This is a genomic window from Micromonospora sp. NBC_00330 (genome assembly GCF_036136635.1).
GTDB classification, from domain to species: domain Bacteria; phylum Actinomycetota; class Actinomycetes; order Mycobacteriales; family Micromonosporaceae; genus Micromonospora; species Micromonospora salmantinae.
Window position 1 is genome coordinate 3,463,410 of record NZ_CP108012.1, and the last position, 19,091, is coordinate 3,482,500.

General features: G+C 71.4%; 17 protein-coding genes. 5 read left to right on the forward strand and 12 right to left on the reverse strand.

The features are described from left to right. Positions 1-25: 25 nt before the first annotated feature. The 4 genes from OG598_RS15495 to aspS all read right to left on the reverse strand — a co-directional run bounded on the left by OG598_RS15495 (position 26) and on the right by aspS (position 4,819). On the reverse strand, positions 26-1,312 hold the full coding sequence (locus OG598_RS15495) for an MFS transporter (RefSeq protein WP_328655083.1): 1,287 nt from the start codon (positions 1,310-1,312) through the stop codon (positions 26-28). 115 nt (positions 1,313-1,427) lie between these two features. Then, positions 1,428-2,027: a helix-turn-helix domain-containing protein gene (locus tag OG598_RS15500; protein ID WP_328655084.1), complete on the reverse strand. Its 600-nt coding sequence runs from the start codon at positions 2,025-2,027 to the stop codon at positions 1,428-1,430. Positions 2,028-2,095: 68 nt separating this feature from the next. Beyond that, complete coding sequence (locus OG598_RS15505) at positions 2,096-2,908, reverse strand: SDR family oxidoreductase (RefSeq protein ID WP_328655085.1); 813 nt, start codon at positions 2,906-2,908, stop codon at positions 2,096-2,098. Positions 2,909-3,013: 105 nt separating this feature from the next. After that, positions 3,014-4,819 (reverse strand): aspartate--tRNA ligase, encoded by a 1,806-nt coding sequence (gene aspS / locus OG598_RS15510; protein WP_328655086.1) that lies wholly within the window; start codon positions 4,817-4,819, stop codon positions 3,014-3,016. 154 nt (positions 4,820-4,973) lie between these two features. Here aspS and OG598_RS15515 point away from each other — a divergent pair, with 154 nt between their 5' ends. Then, entirely contained in the window at positions 4,974-5,708 is a 735-nt protein-coding gene (locus tag OG598_RS15515; protein WP_328655087.1) for a DUF998 domain-containing protein, read from the forward strand. Between the two features lie 120 nt (positions 5,709-5,828). Next, a complete protein-coding gene (locus OG598_RS15520; protein WP_328655088.1) occupies positions 5,829-6,452 on the forward strand; it encodes a DUF998 domain-containing protein in 624 nt (207 codons plus the stop codon). A 93-nt stretch (positions 6,453-6,545) separates the two neighbouring features. Here OG598_RS15520 and OG598_RS15525 read toward each other — a convergent pair whose 3' ends face one another. Together OG598_RS15525 and OG598_RS15530 are read right to left on the reverse strand one after the other, a co-directional pair. Then, complete coding sequence (locus OG598_RS15525; RefSeq protein ID WP_328655089.1) at positions 6,546-7,592, reverse strand: S1 family peptidase; 1,047 nt, start codon at positions 7,590-7,592, stop codon at positions 6,546-6,548. 479 nt (positions 7,593-8,071) lie between these two features. Continuing rightward, positions 8,072-8,548, reverse strand: coding sequence for a winged helix-turn-helix transcriptional regulator (locus tag OG598_RS15530; RefSeq protein WP_112677957.1), 477 nt, complete (start codon positions 8,546-8,548; stop codon positions 8,072-8,074). Between the two features lie 55 nt (positions 8,549-8,603). Between OG598_RS15530 and OG598_RS15535 the strand changes: the two genes are divergently transcribed. Then, positions 8,604-9,110: a PaaI family thioesterase gene (locus OG598_RS15535; RefSeq protein ID WP_328655090.1), complete on the forward strand. Its 507-nt coding sequence runs from the start codon at positions 8,604-8,606 to the stop codon at positions 9,108-9,110. Positions 9,111-9,246: 136 nt separating this feature from the next. On the opposite strand, the gene OG598_RS15540 is transcribed toward OG598_RS15535, so the two are convergent. The 3 genes from OG598_RS15540 to OG598_RS15550 form a co-directional block, all read right to left on the reverse strand. After that, the gene (locus tag OG598_RS15540) at positions 9,247-10,188 is read right to left on the reverse strand and encodes an acyl-ACP desaturase (protein ID WP_238679798.1); all 942 of its coding nucleotides are present in this window, start codon (positions 10,186-10,188) and stop codon (positions 9,247-9,249) included. Between the two features lie 71 nt (positions 10,189-10,259). Then, positions 10,260-11,588, reverse strand: a complete 1,329-nt coding sequence (gene hisS / locus OG598_RS15545; protein WP_328655091.1) for a histidine--tRNA ligase — start codon at positions 11,586-11,588, stop codon at positions 10,260-10,262. A gap of 73 nt (positions 11,589-11,661) precedes the next feature. Next, entirely contained in the window at positions 11,662-12,372 is a 711-nt protein-coding gene (locus OG598_RS15550; protein WP_328655092.1) for an MBL fold metallo-hydrolase, read from the reverse strand. A gap of 270 nt (positions 12,373-12,642) precedes the next feature. On the opposite strand from OG598_RS15550, the gene OG598_RS15555 reads away from it, so the two are divergent. Then, positions 12,643-13,527, forward strand: coding sequence for a peptidylprolyl isomerase (locus OG598_RS15555; RefSeq protein ID WP_328655093.1), 885 nt, complete (start codon positions 12,643-12,645; stop codon positions 13,525-13,527). Between the two features lie 59 nt (positions 13,528-13,586). Continuing rightward, positions 13,587-14,429 (forward strand): peptidylprolyl isomerase, encoded by an 843-nt coding sequence (locus tag OG598_RS15560; protein WP_328655094.1) that lies wholly within the window; start codon positions 13,587-13,589, stop codon positions 14,427-14,429. Positions 14,430-14,525: 96 nt separating this feature from the next. Here the strand turns inward: OG598_RS15560 and OG598_RS15565 are convergent, their stop codons facing one another. The 3 genes from OG598_RS15565 to secF all read right to left on the reverse strand — a co-directional run bounded on the left by OG598_RS15565 (position 14,526) and on the right by secF (position 19,090). Next, the gene (locus tag OG598_RS15565) at positions 14,526-17,048 is read right to left on the reverse strand and encodes a RelA/SpoT family protein (RefSeq protein ID WP_124861902.1); all 2,523 of its coding nucleotides are present in this window, start codon (positions 17,046-17,048) and stop codon (positions 14,526-14,528) included. Between the two features lie 197 nt (positions 17,049-17,245). Then, positions 17,246-17,812 (reverse strand): adenine phosphoribosyltransferase, encoded by a 567-nt coding sequence (locus OG598_RS15570; protein ID WP_328655095.1) that lies wholly within the window; start codon positions 17,810-17,812, stop codon positions 17,246-17,248. A 78-nt stretch (positions 17,813-17,890) separates the two neighbouring features. After that, positions 17,891-19,090, reverse strand: a complete 1,200-nt coding sequence (gene secF / locus OG598_RS15575) for a protein translocase subunit SecF (protein ID WP_328655096.1) — start codon at positions 19,088-19,090, stop codon at positions 17,891-17,893. Between the last annotated feature and the right edge of the window lies 1 nt (position 19,091).

Consider the following 19,091-nt stretch of genomic DNA (forward strand, 5'->3'; position numbering starts at 1 on the left):
CCCTTGCGGACAAGGGGCCCCTTGCTCAACGGTCGGCGGCGGACACCGGAACCGCAGTCGGCTCGACGGCCGGGGCGGCCCGACGGCCGGCCAGCCAGGCGGGCAGGTACAGCGGGGCGGCGACGGCCAACACCACAGCGCCGACCACCATCGCGGTGCTGACGCTGGCAGCGGCGGCGATCGCGGTGAGCACCACCCCACCGAGCGCGCCGGCCGGTGCCGCCATCATCGAGTTCAGCGAGAGCACGCTGGTCCGGTACGGGCCGTCGACCTGCCGGTGCAGCAGCCCACTGTGCAACGGGTTGGACGCGCCGTGCACGGCGTAGCAGGCCAGATAGGCCACCAGCACGCCGACCGGCCCGGCGAACAACCCCATCCCGATCACCGTCACGCCCTGGAGGATGCGCAGCACTGCCGCACCCGGTGCGGCGCCGAACCAGCGCAGCAGCAGTGGGGTCAGTGCCGCGCCGGCGGCCGAGGCGAGCCAGGCTGCCGAGTTCGCCGGCCCGAGCAGCGCCGCGGCGCGTTCCGGGTCGCCGATCACCTCGGCGAGCCGGACCGGCAGCAGCGACTCGAAGGTGACCATGCCGAAGCCCCAGAACAGCTCGACGGTCACCAACGCCAGCAGCACCCGGGAACGACGCAGCAGGCCGACGGCCTGGCCGATCATCCGGGGCGCCTGGACCACCGAGGCCCGCAGCGCTGCGAACCCCGTGGCCGGACGCTCTTCGACAAGCAGCACGACCAGCGCGACGAGCGCCGCCGCCTGCGCGACGATGGCTGCCAACACGGGCACCGTGAGCGCGGTGACCGGCCCGATCGGGCCGAGCGCGATGAGACCACCGCTGAGCAGCGCGCCACCGCCGATGGCCCCACCGATGACGGTGCCGGCATAGCCGAGACCACGCTCGTACTCGGCCTGCGGGTCGGCGGCCAGGGTGGCGTCGACGTACCAGGACTCCAACGGGCCGCTGTCCAACGCCCGGTAGACGCCCTGCAAGGCCCAGACCACGAAGAACAGCCAGAACGAGTCGGCCACCGCGAACAGCGCCAGCGAAGCGAGGTTCAGCACCCCGGCGGCGAGCAGCACCGGTCGGCGACCGAGAGCGTCGGCGAGCCCGCCGGTGGGCAACTCCAGCGCCAGCACCAGCAGCCCCTGCGCCGTGGAGACCAGGCCGATCTGCGGCAACGACAGGCCGCGCTCCTGCATCAGCAGGATCATCACCGGGATCATCAGACCCGTGGGCAGCCAGCGCAGACCGTAGAGCGTGAGGTAACGACGCCGAACCTGACGTACGGTCAGCGCGCTCACGACGACACCTCCGTTCGCGACTGCGGGGCTCGCAAACCCGGCTCACTCCTCGCGCTCACCAGGCCACCTTCCGTTCGCGACTGCGGGGCTCGCAAACCCGGCTCACTCCTCGCGCTCACCAGCGCTCGTCCAGACGTGGGAAGCCGGCCAGGAACACGTGCACGGGTTTGACGTCCGGGGCATCGGTCGCGGCTTCGTCGCGGTAACGCATCAGCACCGCCCAGAGGTCGTCGCTGAGGGCACGTAGTCGGTCCGGGTCGAGCGGCAGCACCAGGTCACTCATCCCGGCGGCGTCGCGCCAGGCCGGAGACTGGTGGTGCTCGACGGCCATCCAGCGCTCGGCCAACTCACCCATGAGCCGCACCTGGTCGGCCTGGATCCACTGCACGGCGGCGCGGGTATCCGGGTCTTCGTCGAAGTCCGTGGGGTCGAAGTGACTCATGTCGTGCGCGGCCTGCCACCAACGCTGCCGACTGGTGCCCCGGTCGGGATCCTCGGCCACGAGCCCCACCTCGGCGAGCTGCCGCAGGTGGTAGCTGGTCGCGCCGGTGTTGGTGCCCAACTTCTCGGCGAGGGCCGTCGCGGTCGCCGGGCCGTCGATACGCAGCGAACCGAGCAGCCGCATCCGCAGTGGGTGGGCCAGCACGCGAACCTGCCGGCCGTCCAGATCGACGCGCCGCGGCGCGGTGCCGCCGTCGGGTGGGGGGTTCTCCATGGCTGCACACTATCTCTGCACACTTTCTATGCACAAGAGTTGTGCATAGAAAGTGTGGAACGGTCTGCTCAGTTGGCGAGGAGTTCGCGTACCCCGCGCAGCCGGGTGCGGAGCAGGGCGGCGGCGCGCGCGGAGTCGAGGCGTACGTCCAGGGGGCGGACCAGACCGGTGGCCGCGCTGGTGGTGGTCCTCAACCCGGCGGGGTCCAGGCCGTACCGCTCGGCGACCAGCAGGCCCAGCTCGGCCCGGCTGACCGCGTCCGGGCCGGCCACGTTGAGCACGCCGGCGTACGTCGAGGCGACCAGTTCCAGCACGGCGTCGGCCAGGTCGGTGACGTCGATCGGGCAGCGCAGTTCGTCGCTGAACAGGGTGGCCCGGCCGGCGAGCGCGTCCCGGCAGAGCTGGATCTGCTTGCTGCCCTCCCCCACGATCAGGGAGGTCCGCACCAGCGCCGCGCCCGGGTCGATCGCCCGTACGGCGGTCTCGGCAGCCGCCTTCGCGGCACCGTACGCGTGCACCGGCGTGGGTGGTTCGTCGTCGGCGTACGGCACGGGCCGTCCGGCGTGCAGCGCGTCGCTGGACACGTGCACCAGCCGGGCACCCACCTCGGCGGCGGCGAGCGCCACGTGCGCTGCCCCGTCGGCGGTGACCGCCCAGTCGCCGTACCGATAGGGGGTCCCGACCACGGCGTCCGGCCGCACCTCGGCGGCCAGCGCGCGCACGGCGGACCGGTCGGTCACGTCCAGCCGTCGTGCCGCGACTCCCGGCACCGCGACCTCACCGGAGTAGAACGTCCCCACAACCGACCACCCGGCGCTGACGCCCCGCCGACAAACCGACCGCCCGAGTAACCCACTACCCCCGACAACAAGCACCCGCATCCCAGCCCACTCCCCCACTGACGATCAAGAGGTTTGCGTCATCTCGCGGGGCGATGATGACGCAAACCTCTTGATCAACCAAGCGATGAGCGGGAGGGCGGGGGGTCAGACGGGGTCTGCTACCGGGGCTGCGGGGCCGGCCGTTCCTGCGTGGGGCAGGGCGGCGGGCTTGGGCTTGGCGTCGATGCCGGCCTCGGTGCGCTGCTGGGCGGTGATCGGGGTGGGTGCACTGGTCAGCGGGTCGAAGCCACCCCGGGTCTTCGGGAAGGCGATGACCTCACGGATGGAGTCCGCGCCGGCGAGCAGCATGCAGACCCGGTCCCAGCCGAAGGCGATACCGCCGTGCGGCGGGGCGCCGTACTTGAACGCCTCCAGCAGGAAGCCGAACTTGTCCTGCGCCTCCTCGGGAGTGATGCCGAGCAGGTCGAACACCCGCTTCTGCACGTCACCCCGGTGGATACGGATCGACCCGCCGCCGATCTCGTTGCCGTTGCAGACGATGTCGTACGCGTACGCCAGGGCCCGGTCCGGAGCCTCCTCGAACCGGTCGACCCACTCCGAGTTCGGCGAGGTGAACGGGTGGTGCACTGCCGTCCAACCACCCTCGTCCGTGCGCTCGAACATCGGCGCGTCGACCACCCAGCAGAACGCCCAGGCGCTCTCGTCGATCAGGCCGGACCGCTTGGCGATCTCGACGCGGGCCGCCCCGAGCAGCTCCTGCGCCTCCCGGGTGGTGGCGCTCGCGGCGAAGAAGACCGCGTCACCCGGCTTGGCGCCGACCGCGTCGGCGAGCCCACCCAGGTGCTCGGCGGAGAGGTTCTTCGCCACCGGGCCACGCGCGTCGCCGGTCTCGGCGTCCAGCACCACGTACGCCAGGCCGCGCGCGCCACGCGCCTTCGCCCAGTCCTGCCAGCCGTCCAGCTCCTTGCGGCTCTGCGCCGCGCCGCCCGGCATCACCACAGCGCCGACGTAGCCGCCCGCGTCGATCGCCCCGGCGAAGACCCGGAACTCGGTGCCGCGCAGGTACTCGGTCAGCTCGGTCAGCTCGACGCCGTAGCGCAGGTCCGGCTTGTCCGAGCCGTACCGGGCCATCGCGTCGTGCCAGGTGATCCGTGGGATCGGCCCGGAGATCTCGTGCCCGGCCAGGTCCTTCCAGAGCGTCGAGACGATCGCCTCGCCGAGGTCAATCACGTCGTCCTCGGTGACGAAGGACATCTCGATGTCGAGCTGGGTGAACTCCGGCTGCCGGTCGGCGCGGAAGTCCTCGTCGCGGTAGCAGCGGGCGATCTGGTAGTACCGCTCCATGCCACCGACCATCAGCAGCTGCTTGAACAGCTGCGGCGACTGCGGCAGCGCGTACCAGCTGCCGGGCTGAAGCCGCACCGGCACCAGGAAGTCGCGGGCGCCCTCCGGCGTCGAGCGGGTCAGCGTCGGCGTCTCGATCTCCAGGAAGTCCCGCTCGTGCAGCACACCCCGGGCGAGGTGGCTGGCGCGCGAGCGCAGCCGCAGCGCGTTCGCCGGGCCGCTGCGACGCAGGTCCAGGTAGCGGTACCGGAGTCGGATGTCGTCGCCGGCCTCGATCTGGTCGTCCACCGGCAGCGGCAGCGGCGCCGCCTCGGAGAGCACCTCCAGCTCGACGACTGTCACCTCGACCTCGCCGGTGGGCAGCTCCGGGTTCTCGTTGCCGGCCGGGCGGCGGGTCACCTCGCCGACGACCTTCACGCAGAACTCGTTGCGCAGCGCGTGCGCATCTTCCTCGCGGAACACCACCTGGACAACACCGGAACCGTCGCGCAGGTCGACGAAGATGACCCCGCCGTGGTCGCGCCGGCGGGCCACCCAGCCGGCGAGCGTCACCGTCGAGCCGGCGTCCGCGGCGCGCAGGCTTCCGGCATTGTGGGTACGGATCACGGCTGGCAACTCCTCATCGTGGAACAGTCCTCACCCGCATTCTGTCAGGGGTGGCCGCCCCGCCTCCGGGCACCCGGCAGGCCGGCACGATTCGCTGGTGGGGTGGACCGGCGAACCCGACTCCCCCGGCAGCCGCGCCGGTTAACGTGGCGAAATGCGGCCCGTACCGAACTGGGCCGTCGCCACGGCGGCGGCGGCGCCAGCGCTGCTGGTGGCCGGTTGGACGGTGGCGGAGGCCCGACAGCCCGTCGGGTACGACCCGGTCCGGGACACCATCAGCGAGTTGGCAGGACAGGACGCCACCGACGCCTGGATCATGGTGGTGGCCCTGGTGCTGCTCGGCTGCTGTTACCTGTCGGTCGCCGCCGTCCTGCACGCGGCCGGGCTGCCCAGCCGCTTCCTGCTCGCGATCGGTGGCGTGGCAACCATCGCGCTGGTCGCCTTTCCCCGGCCGCCGGTCGGCGGCTCGCTCAGCCACGGCGTCGCGGCGACGGTGGCCGTCCTCGCCCTGGTGCTGTGGCCGGCCGGCTCGGCACTGCGGCTGCCGCGCGGCCACGACACCGAGCACCCCACCCGACCGGAGCCGCCCTGGGCGTTCCGCCGGGCGGTCGGGCTGAGCGCCACGCTCGTGCTGCTCGCGCTCTTCGGCTGGTGCGCGTTCGAGGTGACCAGTGGGTCCCGCACGGGGCTGGCCGAGCGGGTGACGGCGGTGGCCGTCTCCCTCTGGCCGCTGCTGGCGGTCCTCTCCGCCCGGCGGGCGCACCTCGCCTGGTCGACCGGCGGCACCGTACGCGTCGGCCCGGACCTGCCGACCCTCGGCGTCGTACCCCCGGATCCGCTCGGACCACCGACCGGGCCTACTTCCGGGCGCCCCGACCGGCTGCCGTGAGTCGGCGGCCCGTCTGATCTTTCCGTCGCCCGCGTCTGCTCGAGCGTCCGCACCGTCGGCCGGTCAGCCCGCGCACGCGGCGCGGGAACAGCGCCGGTCTCGCATCGTTACGATCGCCGGATGTCTGCCGTTCCCCGTTGGGCCCTGCTGTCAGCCGGCGGCGCACCACTGTTCCTTGTCGGCGGCTGGACCCTGGCGCAGAGCGCCCAGTCCGGCGGATTCGACCCGGTGCGGCAGACCATCAGCACGCTCGCCGCCACGGGTACGGACCATCGCTGGATCATGACGATCGGGCTGGCCGGATTGGGCCTCTGCCACCTGACGACCGCGCTCGGCCTGGTCAGCGCCGCGCCGGCGGGCCGAGCGCTGCTCGCGCTGGGCGGGCTGGCGACAGTGGTCGTGGCCGCGTTCCCGCAGCGCCCGGCCGGTGACTCGACGACACACGCAGTGGCCGCCGGTGTGGCGTTCGGAGCGTTGGCCGTCTGGCCGGCCCTGGCGGTGCCCCGTCGCGCGCGCCCGTCCCTCGACCGGGAGCACCGCCACCCGCCGGCTTTCGTACGCCGGCTGGCGCTCGCGGCGGCGGTGGTCCTCCTCGGGTTGGTCGGCTGGTTCGCCGTCGAGCTCTTCACCGACGGGGCATGGATCGGGCTGACCGAGCGGCTGGCGGCGGCCGCCGAGGCGGGCGTACCGCTGGCCGCCGTGCTGCTCTCCCGACGGCGATCGGGGCCGTCCGGCCCCGGCTGACCGTTCCGGTCGCCCGGCGTCGGCAGGGTTCGGTGGCGGTCAACGCGACGCGGGCCGCCGGAGTGTTCCGGCGGCCCGCGAGCGATGCGTGGATCAGAAGACGCTGACGCCGTAGCGGCTGAGCGCCTCGGTGACCGGCTGGAAGTAGGTCGTGCCACCGGTGCGGCAGTTGCCGCTACCACCGGAGGTCATACCCAGGGCGGTGCCGCCGGCGAAGAGCGAGCCGCCGCTGTCGCCCGGCTCGGCGCAGACGTTGGTGCGGATCAGACCGGAGACCGAACCCTCGGCGTAGTTCACAGTGGCGTTGGTCGCGTTCACCGTGCCGCTGCGCAGGCCGGTGGTGCTGCCGGAGCGCTGCACCGACTGGCCGACGGAGGCGTTGCCGGCGCCGGTGATGTCCCGGAAGCTGCCGTTGTAGAGGGAGACGTTGCCGGCGGCGTTGGCCGAGTTGTTGTGCCGCACGATGCCGTAGTCGTTGCCCGGGAAGCTGGTGCCGGTACGGGTACCCAGCAGCGCGGTCTGGGCGGAGTTCGAGTACCAGCTGGCCGAGATGTTGGTGCAGTGCCCGGCCGTCACGAAGTAGTAGGTGCTGCCACTGCGCACGTTGAAGCCGAGCGAGCAACGCCCGCCCCCGCCGGCGTAGATGGCCTGGCCGCCGGAGATCCGGGTGCTCAGCACGCCCGCCTCGGCCTCGACCCGGACCGCGCCGTTGGCCCGCGCTGCGGCGGCCTTGACCCGCTCCAGCTTGGCACCGGTGACGGTGCTGTCGACGGAGACGACGACCTGGTTGGTGACCGGGTCGCTCCACCAAGCGGTGCCCGGGATCTTGGCGGAGCGCTCCAGCTCGGCCGTGGCCCGGTTGAGCTCGGCGGCGCCGCGGGTGACGTAGCGGACGACGGCGCCGGCCTTGCTCGCCTTGCTGGCGGCGGCCGCGTCGGTGACCGTGACGACGGATTTGCCGCTGGCGTCGATGTACGAGCCGGCGGAGCGGTCGCCGAGTTCCGCGGAGATCGCGGCGGCGGTGTCGGGCGACGCGGCGGGAGCGGCCTGAGCCGGCGCGCCGATGAGCGAGCCGACAACCAGGGTTCCGGAAACGGCGACTGTGGCCGCAACGCGGAATGAGGACCTCGTGGGTCGCATGTAACAACCTCCTGGGCGGGGGAGCGGGTCTGGCCGGGGGCGGCTGACCCGAGGGCAACCCGGCCGATCTGGGGAAACCGGCCGACTGAGACTGAAGTATTCACATACTTAAGATCATTAACAAGGCTTGGATTCGCCCGGATTCACCGATCCCGGTTGGTCGCACGGCCGCAACACCCCCGACACGCTGGCGAACAGCCACCGTCACACCCGACCGACATCCGTCCCACTTTCGACGCGCACGATCATCGATGCCTTCCCGCACCGGGCGTCGGGCGCGCGGCACCCCGGGACGGCACGGGGCCGAGCGACGGGCGGCGAGCGACGGGCGGCGGGCGACGGGCGACGGGCGACGGGCGACGGGCGACGGGCGGCGGGCGGCGGGCGGCGGGCAGCGGGCGACGGGCGACGGGCGGCGGGCAGCGGGCAGCGGGCGAAAGGCGACGGCGACGGGTGTCGGGGAGTGCGGCGGGCTCGGGTCAGGGGGTACGGCGACGGGCGCCGGGGCCCGGACTGGGTACCACGTCGCGGGGCCGACCCACGTCGTGCCCATCGGCGCAGCGCAGTTCGGCGCGCACCTCGGCGCCGCAGTCGCGGTGCGTGACACTGAGCGGCGGGCCCTCGGCGTCGGCGAGGTACCGGTCGCCCCAACCGAGTACGGCGACCAGCACGGGCCACAGATCCAGGCCCTTCTCCGTGAGCCGGTACTCGTGGCGCAGCCGACTGCCGGGCTCCCGGTACGGCTCGCGACTCAGCACGCCCTGTTCCACCAGGCTGGCGAGCCGGTTGGTCAGCACCTGGCGGGGAATGCCGGTGCGTACCCGCATGTCGTCGAAGCGGCGTACGCCGGTGAACACCTCGCGGAGCACCACCAGGGTCCACCGCTCACCGAGGACCTCCATCGCTCGGGCGATGGTGCAGTTCTCCACTGACCAGTCCAGAGCCGCGGGTCGCATCCGACCAGGCTAGATCTCGTTGACAGACTCAGCAACCTGCTGCCAGGCTGCGTCCATGACGCAGACGCAGGAACCAGTGCGCAGCCGTACCTTCACCTGGGCGGACCCGTCGGTCAACGCCGCCCAGGTCGGTCGACGCAGCGGTCTGGACATGCTCCGGGCGATGATCGCCGGCGAGCTGGCCGCGCCGCCGGTGATGCACCTTCTCGACATGACCAGGATGGAAGCCGACGAGGGCCGGGTCGTCGTCGAGCTGACTCCGCAGGAGTTCCACTACAACCCGCTCGGCAGCGTCCACGGTGGCGTGCTCTCGACCCTGCTGGACACCGCCGCGGGCTGCGCCGTGCACACCACGCTGCCCGCCGGCGTCGGCTACACCTCGCTGGACCTCAACGTGAAGTTCCTCCGCCCGGTCACCGTCGACAGCGGCACCCTGCGCTGCGAGGGCACGGTGCTGCAACGCGGCCGCCGTACGGCCCTGGCCGAGGCCCGCATCACCGACGTCACCGACCGCCTGATAGCCCACGCCACCAGCACCTGCCTCCTGCTCCCCCTCCCCTAACCCCGCCCCCTATCCCCCTCCCACGCCCCCGCCCTCTTTGCGGTGATCAAGAGGTTTGCGTCAGGAAACCGGCCTCCGGTGACCGAAACCTCTTGATCAACGCGAGCAAGGTGGGTGGGTGGGGGTGGGGTGGGGGTTAGCGGAGGGCTAGGCGGGCGGCTCTTGCGTCGCGCTTCTCCTCGAAGCGGCTCGCGGCGCGGTCCAGGTTCTCCATCTGGGCGGCAAGCTGCTCGCGGGCGGCCTCGCCGTCGGCGTTGAGACCTGTCACGTTGAAGACGTCCCACTGGCGCAGGACCGGCTGCAGCACCTCGTCGCGGTGCTGGCGCAGGTCGTAGATGCCGGCCAGGGCGATCGCCACCGACTTGCGGGCGAACCCGTCGATGCCGCTGCCCGGCATCTGGAAGTCGGCCACCACGTCGGCGACGGCCCGCATGGCCTGGCTCGGAGCCAGCTCGAACGCGGCCGCGAGCAGGTTGCGGTAGAAGACCATGTGCAGGTTCTCGTCGGCGGCCACCCGGGCCAGTAGCGCCTCACAGGTGGGGTCACCGGTGGCCTTGCCGGTGTTGCGGTGCGAGATCCGGGTGGCCAGCTCCTGGAACGAGACGTACGCCAGCGAGTGCAGCACCTCGTCGCCGTGGGCGTTGGTGTAGCCCTCCGACATGTGCGTCATCCGGGCCCGCTCCAACGCCACCGGGTCGACCGCCCGGCTGACTGTCAGGTAGTCGCGGATCGCGACGCCGTGCCGGCCCTCCTCGGCGGTCCACCGGTGCACCCAGGTGCCCCACGCGCCGTCGCGACCGAACAGGGTGGCGATCTCGTGGTGGTACGAGGGCAGGTTGTCCTCGGTCAGCAGGTTCACGATCAGCGCCGTGCGGGCCACGTCCGGGATGGTGGAGTCGGTCGGTGACCACGCCTCGCCGCCGAGCGGCCCGTCGAAGGTCCGCCCTTCGCTCCACGGCACGTACTCGTGCGGGAACCACTCCTTGGCGAGCGAGAGGTGGCGGTCCAGGTTGCGTGCGACAACCGGCTCCAACTCGACGAGCAGCGCGGTCTGACTGACTGTGGTGCTGACGGTCACGAGAAACTCCCTACGGTGGCGTAACTTACGCTACCGTAGGTCCCCGTGGCCGTCAGCGCCAGTGGGGACACTCAACCGACAGTGGGTTTGAGGTCTCCCAGGGGTGGCGTCCACTCCCCCGCACCGGCCGTGACCTGCTCACCGGAGCGGATGTCCTTCACCTCGTCCGGCGCTCCGTCGGCACCGGGGAACCAGACGTACGGGATCCCACGCCGCTCGGCGTAGCGGATCTGCTTGCCGAACTTCGCTGCGCTCGGCGACACCTCGGTCGGCACCCCGCGCCGCCGCAGCGCCTCGGCCACCCGGTTGCTGGCCGTACGGTGCTCCTCGCTGGTCACCGCGACGAGCACGGCGGTCGGCACCTCCCGCGAGACCGACAGCTCCCCCGCGCCGAAGAGCAGACCGAGCAGCCGGGTCACGCCGATCGAGATCCCCACCCCCGGGTACGAGACGGCGCCGGCGCTGGCCAGGTTGTCGTACCGGCCGCCGGAGCAGATGGAGCCGAAGCGCTCGTAGCCGCGCAGTTGGGTCTCGTAGACGGTGCCCGTGTAGTAATCCAGCCCACGGGCGATGCGCAGGTCCGCCACGCAGAGGCCGGGCGAGTGCTCGGCGGCGGTGTCCACCACCCGCACCAGTTCCTCGATGCCCTCGTCGAGCAGCGGGTCGCTCACCCCGAGCGCCCGCACGGCGTCGGCGAACGAGGCGTCCGGGGCGGAGATCTCGGCCAGCGCCAGGCACGCCTTGGCCTGCGCCTCGCTCGCCCCGGCGGTCTGGGCCAGCAGCTCGGCCACCTTCGCCGGGCCGATCTTGTCGAGCTTGTCCACGGCGCGCAGCGCCGCCTCAGGGTCGGTCAGCCCGATGCCCCGGTAGAAACCCTCGCAGATCTTGCGGTTGTTGACCTGGATGGTCACCGGTGGGATCGGCAACGAGCGCAGCGCGTCCCCGATGACCAGCGGCATCTCCGCCTCGTGGTGCGCGGCCAGGGTGTCCCGGTCGACGATGTCGATGTCGGCCTGGACGAACTCCCGGTAGCGGCCCTCCTGCGGCCGCTCGCCCCGCCACACCTTCTGGATCTGGTAGCGGCGGAACGGGAAGCTCAGCTTGCCGGCGTTCTCCAACACGTACCGGGCGAACGGCACGGTCAGGTCGAAGTGCAGGCCGAGCTGGTCGTCACCACCGGCACCCTCGACGTCGGCGTGCAGCCGCCGGATCACGTAGACCTCCTTCGAGGTCTCGCCCTTGCGCAGGAGCTGGTCCAGCGGCTCCACGGCGCGGGTCTCCAGCGGCGCGAAGCCGTACAGCTCGAAGGTGGCCCGGATCTTGTCGAGCACGAACTGCTCGATCATCCGCTGGCCGGGGGTCCACTCCGGGAAGCCGGAGATGGGCGTGGGCTTGCTCATCGGCGTACTCCTTGCGGTTCCGCGCCGGTAGCGCGGTGGTGTCGTGGGTCCGCGCGCGGCGCGGACAGAAGATCTAGAGGCCCCGGGTGGGAGCGGCCGGCGACGTATCAGCCACCTCGATGAGGTACGGGTTGCTGGCGCGCTCGCGGCCGATGGTGGTGCTGGGGCCGTGGCCGGGCAGTACGACGGTGTCGTCGGCCAGCGGAAGAATCTTGTCGCGCAGGCTGGTGAGCATGGCCGGCATGCTCCCGCCCGGCAGGTCGGTGCGGCCGATCGACCCGGCGAAGAGGACGTCACCGGAGAGGCACAGCTCGTCAGCCTCCCAGCTCGACCCGGCGCCCGGCAGCCGGAACAGCACCGACCCGCCGGTATGGCCCGGGGCATGGTCGACGGCGATCTCCAGGCCGGCGAGCGTGAGGGTCGCGCCGTCGGTCAACTCCGCCACGTCCTCGGGCTCGGTGTAGCTCAGCCGGCCGCCGAAGAGCGACGTCAGGTCGGTCGAGAGGCCCTTGGACGGGTCGGCCAGCATCTCCCGGTCACCGGGGTGCACGTACGCGGTGATGCCGCGCGCGCCGCAGACCGGCGCGACCGAGAAGGTGTGGTCGAGGTGGCCGTGGGTGAGCAGCACGGCGGCCGGATGCAGGCGGTGCTCGGCGAGCAGCGCGTCGAGCTGGTCGAGCACCCCGATGCCGGGGTCGACCACCACGCACTGCTCCCCCGGCGCGGTGGCAACCACGTAGCAGTTGGTGCCGAAGGCGTCCGCGGGAAAGCCGGCCACGAGCACGGGCGCTGTCCTTTCGGTCGAGCAGCTGTCGTCCTGCACAGCAGCCTATCGGGCGGGCCGAGCGAGTTTGCCGCGTCCGTCCCACCGGCCCCGTGGGGCACAGTGACAACCTCCGATAAGCGCTGCTCGGGACGGGGTGGACCTCGTACACCACATTCCCAGTCACTAGCCGTACACTCTGGCGGGCGTGTGGCGCGGCACACGTGACGCTCGGACGGGCCGGGGCGACCGGCCGCCGGCGACGACCAGGTAGAGGAAAGGGGAGCACGGGTGGCTTCCAGCAGGGACCGGCAGCGCAAACTGGCGCGGGCCAAGCTCGACCGGCAGTTGGCTCGCCGGGCCGCCTCGACGCGGCGCCGACGGCAGATCCAGGCCGGAGTTGGCGCCGCTCTGATCCTCGTGCTGGTCGTGGCCGGCTCAGCCTGGGCACTCGGGGCGTTCGACTCCGACCCGAAGCAGAACACGGCCGCGGAGGACACCTGCCTCTGGACGCCGCAGGACGCGACGGCGAACACCAACCTCAAGGACGTCGGCACGCCGGCCACCAAGGATCTGCCCACCGACGGCACCCGGGCGATGACGGTGACCACCAACCAGGGCGCGCCGATCACCGCCGAACTGAACCTGACCAACTCCCCGTGCGCGGCGGCGAGCATCGCCCACCTGGCGAGCCGGTCGTTCTACGACAACACCAAGTGCCACGAGATCACCGCCGAGGGCGCGCTGCGCTGCGGCGACCCCAGCGGCACGGGTCTTGGCGGGCCCACCTACTCGTTCTACGACGAGGAGTTGCCGACAGTGCCGTCGGCGTCGCCGTCGGCCAGTCCGGCCCCCGGCCAGCCTCCGACGTACCCGAAGGGCACGGTGGCGATGGTCTCCAACCCGCCGGGCAGCAACGGCAGCCAGTTCCTGGTCTTCTTCAAGGACTTCACCACCGCCGACCCGAAGTACCCGGTCATCGGCCGGGTGACCGGCGGGCTGGACGTGGTGGAGAAGATCGGCGCCCTCCCGACCGTGGACAATGGGACCGGGGCGAAGGTCAAGCCCAGCACCGATGTGACGATCCAGAGCCTCACGGTCGGTGAGCCGGTCACCGGTGCGGCACCGGCTCCCTCGGCCTCCGGCACCCCGGCCAGCAGCCCGAGCGCCGGCTGACCGAGCGCCACCACCCACCCAAGCGGCACCCAGCAGCAGACAGCCAGGAGGATCCAGGCGTGACGTCCACCAGAGAGCGGCAGCGCGCGGCGGCACGCGCCCGGCTCGAGAAGGAGATGGCCGAGCGCGCGGCCAAGGCCCGCAAGCGCCGGCAGACGACGGCGATCGTCAGCGCGGCTGCCGCGCTGGTGCTCGTGGTCGCCGGCACCGTCTGGCTGGCGGTGAGCCTCGGCGGCGACGACGACACCAAGAGCGACACCGCCGCGCCGGCGGCGGGCGCGGCCGAGTGCGCGTACAACGCGATGCCCACCGAGCAGCGGCCCCCGCAGATCAAGGACGTGGGGTCGCCGAGCAACCAGCAGTCCGCCAAGGGCGTCCAGACCATGACGATCGACACCAACCTCGGCCCGATCACCGCCAAGGTCGACCGGTCGCTGGTGCCGTGCACGGCGGGCAGCTTCACCCTCCTCGCGGAGAAGAACTTCTTCGACAACACCAAGTGCCACCGCCTGGTGACCGAGGGCATCAAGGTGTTGCAGTGCGGTGACCCCAGCGCCACCGGCAACGGCTGGCGCCCCACCGACGGCCAGGGCGGCCCGAGCTACCGCCTGCCGGAGGAGAACCTGCCCACCGACAAGCGCCCGCCGTACCCGGAGGGTGTCATCGCGATGGCCAACTCCGGTCAGCCGGGCAGCACCGGCAGCCAGTTCTTCATCGTCTACGGCGATTCGCCGCTGGACCCGGCGTACACGGTGCTGGGCACCATCACCGGCGGCCTGGACCTGGTCAAGGACGTGGCCAAGGCCGGCGACGACGGTGCGTTCGCCCAGCAGGCCGGCGGCGGCCACCCGAAGAAGGAGGTCATCATCAAGGACCTCACGATGAGCAACCCGCAGGGCTGACCCCCGCGCGCACGACGAAGCGCCCGCCGGCTGAGCCGGCGGGCGCTGTCGTGTTCTCGGGGTACGCGTCGAGCCCTGAGACTGATCCGGTGGGCGTCAGGCGCCGGAGGTGACCCGGTAGGCGTCGAAGACACCGTCGACCTTGCGCACCGTGGCCAGCAGGTGGCCCAGGTGCTTCGGGTCGGCCATTTCGAAGCTGAACCGGCTCACGGCCACCCGGTCGCGGGTGGTGGTGACGGTCGCGGAGAGGATGTTGACCCGCTCGTCGGAGAGCACCCGTGTGACGTCGGCCAGCAGCTTGTGCCGGTCCAGAGCCTCGACCTGGATGGCGACCAGGAACGTCGAGGCTGAGGTGAGCTTCCAACTCACCTCGACGACCCGCTCGCTCTGCGCGCGCAGGTCCTCGGCGTTGGCGCAGTCGTCGCGGTGCACGCTCACCCCGCCGGAGCGGGTGACGAAGCCGAACACCGAGTCCGGTGGGACCGGTGTGCAGCAGCGGGCCAGCTTGATCCAGACGTCGCTGACGCCCCGGACCACCACGCCCGGGTCGCTGCTGCTCTGCCGGCTGCGCGGCGGCCGGGTGGCGACGGCGGTCTCGGCGATGTCCTCCGCCGCGCCCTCCTCGCCGCCGTACGCGGCCATCAGCTTCTGCACCACCGACTGCGCGGAGACCTGACTGTCACCGACCGCCGCGTAGAGCGAGGCCACGTCGGCCAGGTGCAGGTCCCGGGCGATCGACATCAGCGCGTCCGAGGTGAGCATCCGCTGCAGCGGCATGCCCTGCTTGCGCATCGCCTTGACGATCGCGTCCTTGCCGGCCTCGATCGCCTCCTCGCGGCGCTCCTTGTTGAAGTACTGCCGGATCTTCGTCCGGGCGCGCGGGCTCTTGACGAAGCCCAGCCAGTCCTGCGTCGGGCCGGCCGTCTCGGACTTCGACGTGAAGATCTCGATCACGTCGCCGTTGGACAGCGTCGATTCCAGCGGCACCAGTTTGCCGTTGACCCGCGCCCCGATGCACTTGTGCCCCACCTCGGTGTGCACCGCGTACGCGAAGTCCACAGGCGTCGACCCGGTCGGCAGCGGGATGACGTCACCCTTCGGGGTGAAGACGTACACCTCCTGGCTGGACAGGTCGAAGCGCAGCGCGTCCAGGAACTCGCTCGGGTCGGCCGCCTCACGCTGCCAGTCGAGCAACTGCCGCAGCCAGGTCATCTCGTCGATGTGCGCGGGCGGGCCGACGATCTGGGTGCCCTTGTGCTCCTTGTACTTCCAGTGCGCGGCGATGCCGAACTCCGCGGTGCGGTGCATCGCGTACGTACGGATCTGCATCTCCACCGGCTTGCCGGTGGGCCCGATGACAGTCGTGTGCAACGACTGGTACATGTTGAACTTGGGCATCGCGATGTAGTCCTTGAACCGGCCCGGCACCGGCTGCCAGTTGGCGTGGATGACGCCCAGCGCCGCGTAGCAGTCGCGAACCGTGTCGACCAGGATCCGCACACCGACCAGGTCGTAGATGTCGTTGAAGTCGCGACCCCGCACGATCATCTTCTGGTAGATCGAGTAGAGGTGCTTCGGCCGCCCGGTCGTCTCCGCCTTGATCTTGGCGGCCTTCAGGTCGGTCTGCACCTTCTGCGTCACCTGCCGCAGCAGCGCCTCGCGCTGCGGCTGGTGCTCCCCGATCAGCCGGTTGATCTCCTCGTAGCGCTTCGGGAAGAGCGTGCCGAAGGACAGGTCCTCCAGCTCCCACTTGATCGTGTTCATACCGAGCCGGTGCGCCAGCGGCGCCAGGATCTCCAGCGTCTCCTTGGCCTTCTGCTCCTGCTTGGGGCGGGGCAGGAAGGTCAGGGTGCGCATGTTGTGCAGCCGGTCGGCCAGCTTGATCACCAGCACCCGCGGGTCCTTGGCCATGGCCACGACCATCTTGCGGATCGTCTCGGCCTTGGCCGCGTCGCCCAGCTTGACCTTGTCGAGCTTGGTGACGCCGTCGACCAGCAGGGCGACCTCGCCACCGAAGTCGGCGCGCATCTGGTCGAGGGTGTACTCGGTGTCCTCGATGGTGTCGTGCAGCAGGGCGGCGACCAGCGTGGTGGTGTCCATCCCCAGGTTGCCGAGGATCGTCGCCACGGCCAGGGGGTGGGTGATGTAGGGGTCACCGGACTTGCGGTACTGCCCGGAGTGCCACCGCGCGGCCGTGTCGAAGGCGCGCTGGAGCAGCCGGGCGTCCGCCTTGGGGTGGTTGTCCCGGTGGCTGGCGATGAGCGGCTCCAGCACCTCGCTGACCTGCGAGGTCTGCCAGGGCGCGTTGAACCGGGCCAGCCGGGCCCGAACCCGCCGACCGGTGGGCGCGTTGGACAGCCCGAAGCCACCGCTGGGCGACGGGTCGATGCCCGCGTCGGTCGGGAACGGCACCACGACGCCATCGGCGCCAGGGGACGCCTCGACGCTCGGCGGGCCGCTGGTCGGACGCACCGCGCTCTCGCCGGGAGCCCGGCCGGAGCCGTTGCCGGTGCCCGTCACCCGGGCCGGCGCGTCGCCTGTCCGGTCGGTCACCGAGCCGTCAGCGTCGCCTGTCGGGTGCACCGTGCCCTCCGCCGGAGGGACGACATCGTGGGACACCGGCCTCCTCACCGCTCGCCGGAAACACGCCGGCCGAAGATCGGCCGGCCTGGTCTCGCCCGCCGGTCGGGATACCGCCGGCGTCAGCAAAGGGCAATGCTACCCGCACGGACGGTCCCCTGCCGCTCCGCCGGACGGTCGGCGCCGGGTCCGTCCGACGGGTCCGGGATCAAACGGTCAGCAGGGTATCGAGCGGTTCAAACAGTCAACAGGGCGTGGACGGGACGCGGCGCCAGGCGCTCGCGCCCACCCAGAAAGCCGAGCTCCAACAGCACAGTGAAGCCGGTGACCGTGCCGCCGGCCCGCTCGACCAGGTCCAGCGTCGCCTCGGCGGTGCCACCGGTGGCCAGCACGTCGTCGACCACCAGCACCCGGTGCCCGGCGGTGAAGGCGTCCTCGTGCACTTCGAGGGTGGCCTCGCCGTACTCCAACTCGTAGGAGACCGAGTGCGCCGGGCGGGGCAGTTTGCCGGCCTTACGCACCGGAACCACGCCCACCCCCGTCGCGTACGCGATGGCTGCCGCCACGACGAACCCGCGTGCCTCGATGCCGACCACCACGTCGAAGGCGTTCCGCCCGTGGTACGCGACGATCCCGTCGATCACCTCACGGAAGACCTTGCCGTCGGCGAACAGTGGCATCAGGTCCTTGAACATGACGCCGGGCTTGGGGAAGTCGGGCACGTCCAGCACCCGACTGGCGACCAGTCGGGCGACCTCCGGGCCACTGTCCCCGCGCGCTGCGGTGCTGTGGGTCTCCGTCACGGCTGTTTCGCTCTCCTTCGACGACGAACGGCGTCCGGCAACAGCATGCCGGACGCCGTTCGGGTGTTTCCTGTCGGGTCAGCGCCGCTTGGCGCCACCCGGCCGGTTGCCGCCGCCACCCGGGCGACCGCCACGGGCACCGGTGGGCCGCTTGCCCGCCGGCCGAGCGCCCACCTTGGGGGCGGCACCGGCCAGCGCGGCGGCGTCCTGGTCGACCGGCTCGTCGGTCGCGTCGGCCTGGGCCACCGGGCTCGCGGCAGCACCCTTACCGGTGACCTCGCCGCGGCCGACCGCGCCCCGCCGGGTCAGGACGCGCTTGTTGTGCGCCTGAATCCGCGGGTCGTAGTTCTTCAGCAGCGCCAGCAGCGGGGTGGCCACCAGGATGGAGGTCAGGAACGCCACAGCCATACCGACGAACAGCACCAGACCGAGGTCCTTCAGCGTGCCGGCGCCGAGCAGGCCGGCACCGATGAAGAGCAGACCGCCGACCGGCAGCAGGGCGACCACCGAGGTGTTCAACGACCGCATCAGGCTCTGGTTGATGGCCAGGTTGGACGCCTCGCTGTACGTCTGGTTGTTGTTGGCCGTGATGCCCCGGGTGTTCTCCTGGACCTTGTCGAAGACCACCACCACGTCGTAGAGCGCGAAGCCCAGAATGGTGAGGAAGCCGATGATCGTCGACGGGGTGACCTCGAAGCCGACCAGCGAGTAGATGCCGGCGGTGAGGATCAGGTTGGTGATCAGCGAGGCGACCGCGGCCACGGCCATCCGCCACTCGAAGCGCAGGATCAGGTAGACCATCACCAGCGCGATGAAGATGACCAGACCGAGTACGGCCCGCTCGGTCACCTGGCTGCCCCAGGCCTCACTGACCTGGTTGTCGCTGATCTGGTCGGCGCTGATGCCGAGGTCCTCGGCGATCTGGGCCTTGACCGCGGTGGCCTGCTCGGCGGTGAGCTGCGGCGTGCGCAGCTCGTAGGAGTCGCCGCCCGGGCCGCCGACCTTCTGCGTGGTGGCCACCGTGACACCGGTGTTCTCGGCGGCGAGGGCCGAGTTGACCTCCCGCTCGGCGTCGTCCAGGGTGCCGACGCTGGCCGGCACCTGGAACGAGTTACCGCCGGCGAACTCGATGCCCAGGCTGAACCCACGGATCGAGAAGCTGAGGATCGCGATCAGGACCAGGAGCCCGGCGACGCCGAACCAGAGCTTGCGCCGACCGACGATGTTGAGACCGGCCTCGCCGTTGTAGAGGCGGCTCGCCAGACCGTTTTCAGCCATC

Coding starts and splice junctions, on each gene's coding strand:
- OG598_RS15500 (WP_328655084.1), bottom strand. CDS start 2,027: ATGGAGAACCCCCCACCCGACGGCGGCACCGCGCCGCGGCGCGTCGAT.
- OG598_RS15505 (WP_328655085.1), bottom strand. CDS start 2,908: ATGCGGGTGCTTGTTGTCGGGGGTAGTGGGTTACTCGGGCGGTCGGTT.
- OG598_RS15515 (WP_328655087.1), top strand. CDS start 4,974: ATGCGGCCCGTACCGAACTGGGCCGTCGCCACGGCGGCGGCGGCGCCA.
- OG598_RS15520 (WP_328655088.1), top strand. CDS start 5,829: ATGTCTGCCGTTCCCCGTTGGGCCCTGCTGTCAGCCGGCGGCGCACCA.
- OG598_RS15525 (WP_328655089.1), bottom strand. CDS start 7,592: ATGCGACCCACGAGGTCCTCATTCCGCGTTGCGGCCACAGTCGCCGTT.
- OG598_RS15530 (WP_112677957.1), bottom strand. CDS start 8,548: ATGCGACCCGCGGCTCTGGACTGGTCAGTGGAGAACTGCACCATCGCC.
- OG598_RS15535 (WP_328655090.1), top strand. CDS start 8,604: ATGACGCAGACGCAGGAACCAGTGCGCAGCCGTACCTTCACCTGGGCG.
- hisS (WP_328655091.1), bottom strand. CDS start 11,588: ATGAGCAAGCCCACGCCCATCTCCGGCTTCCCGGAGTGGACCCCCGGC.
- secF (WP_328655096.1), bottom strand. CDS start 19,090: ATGGCTGAAAACGGTCTGGCGAGCCGCCTCTACAACGGCGAGGCCGGT.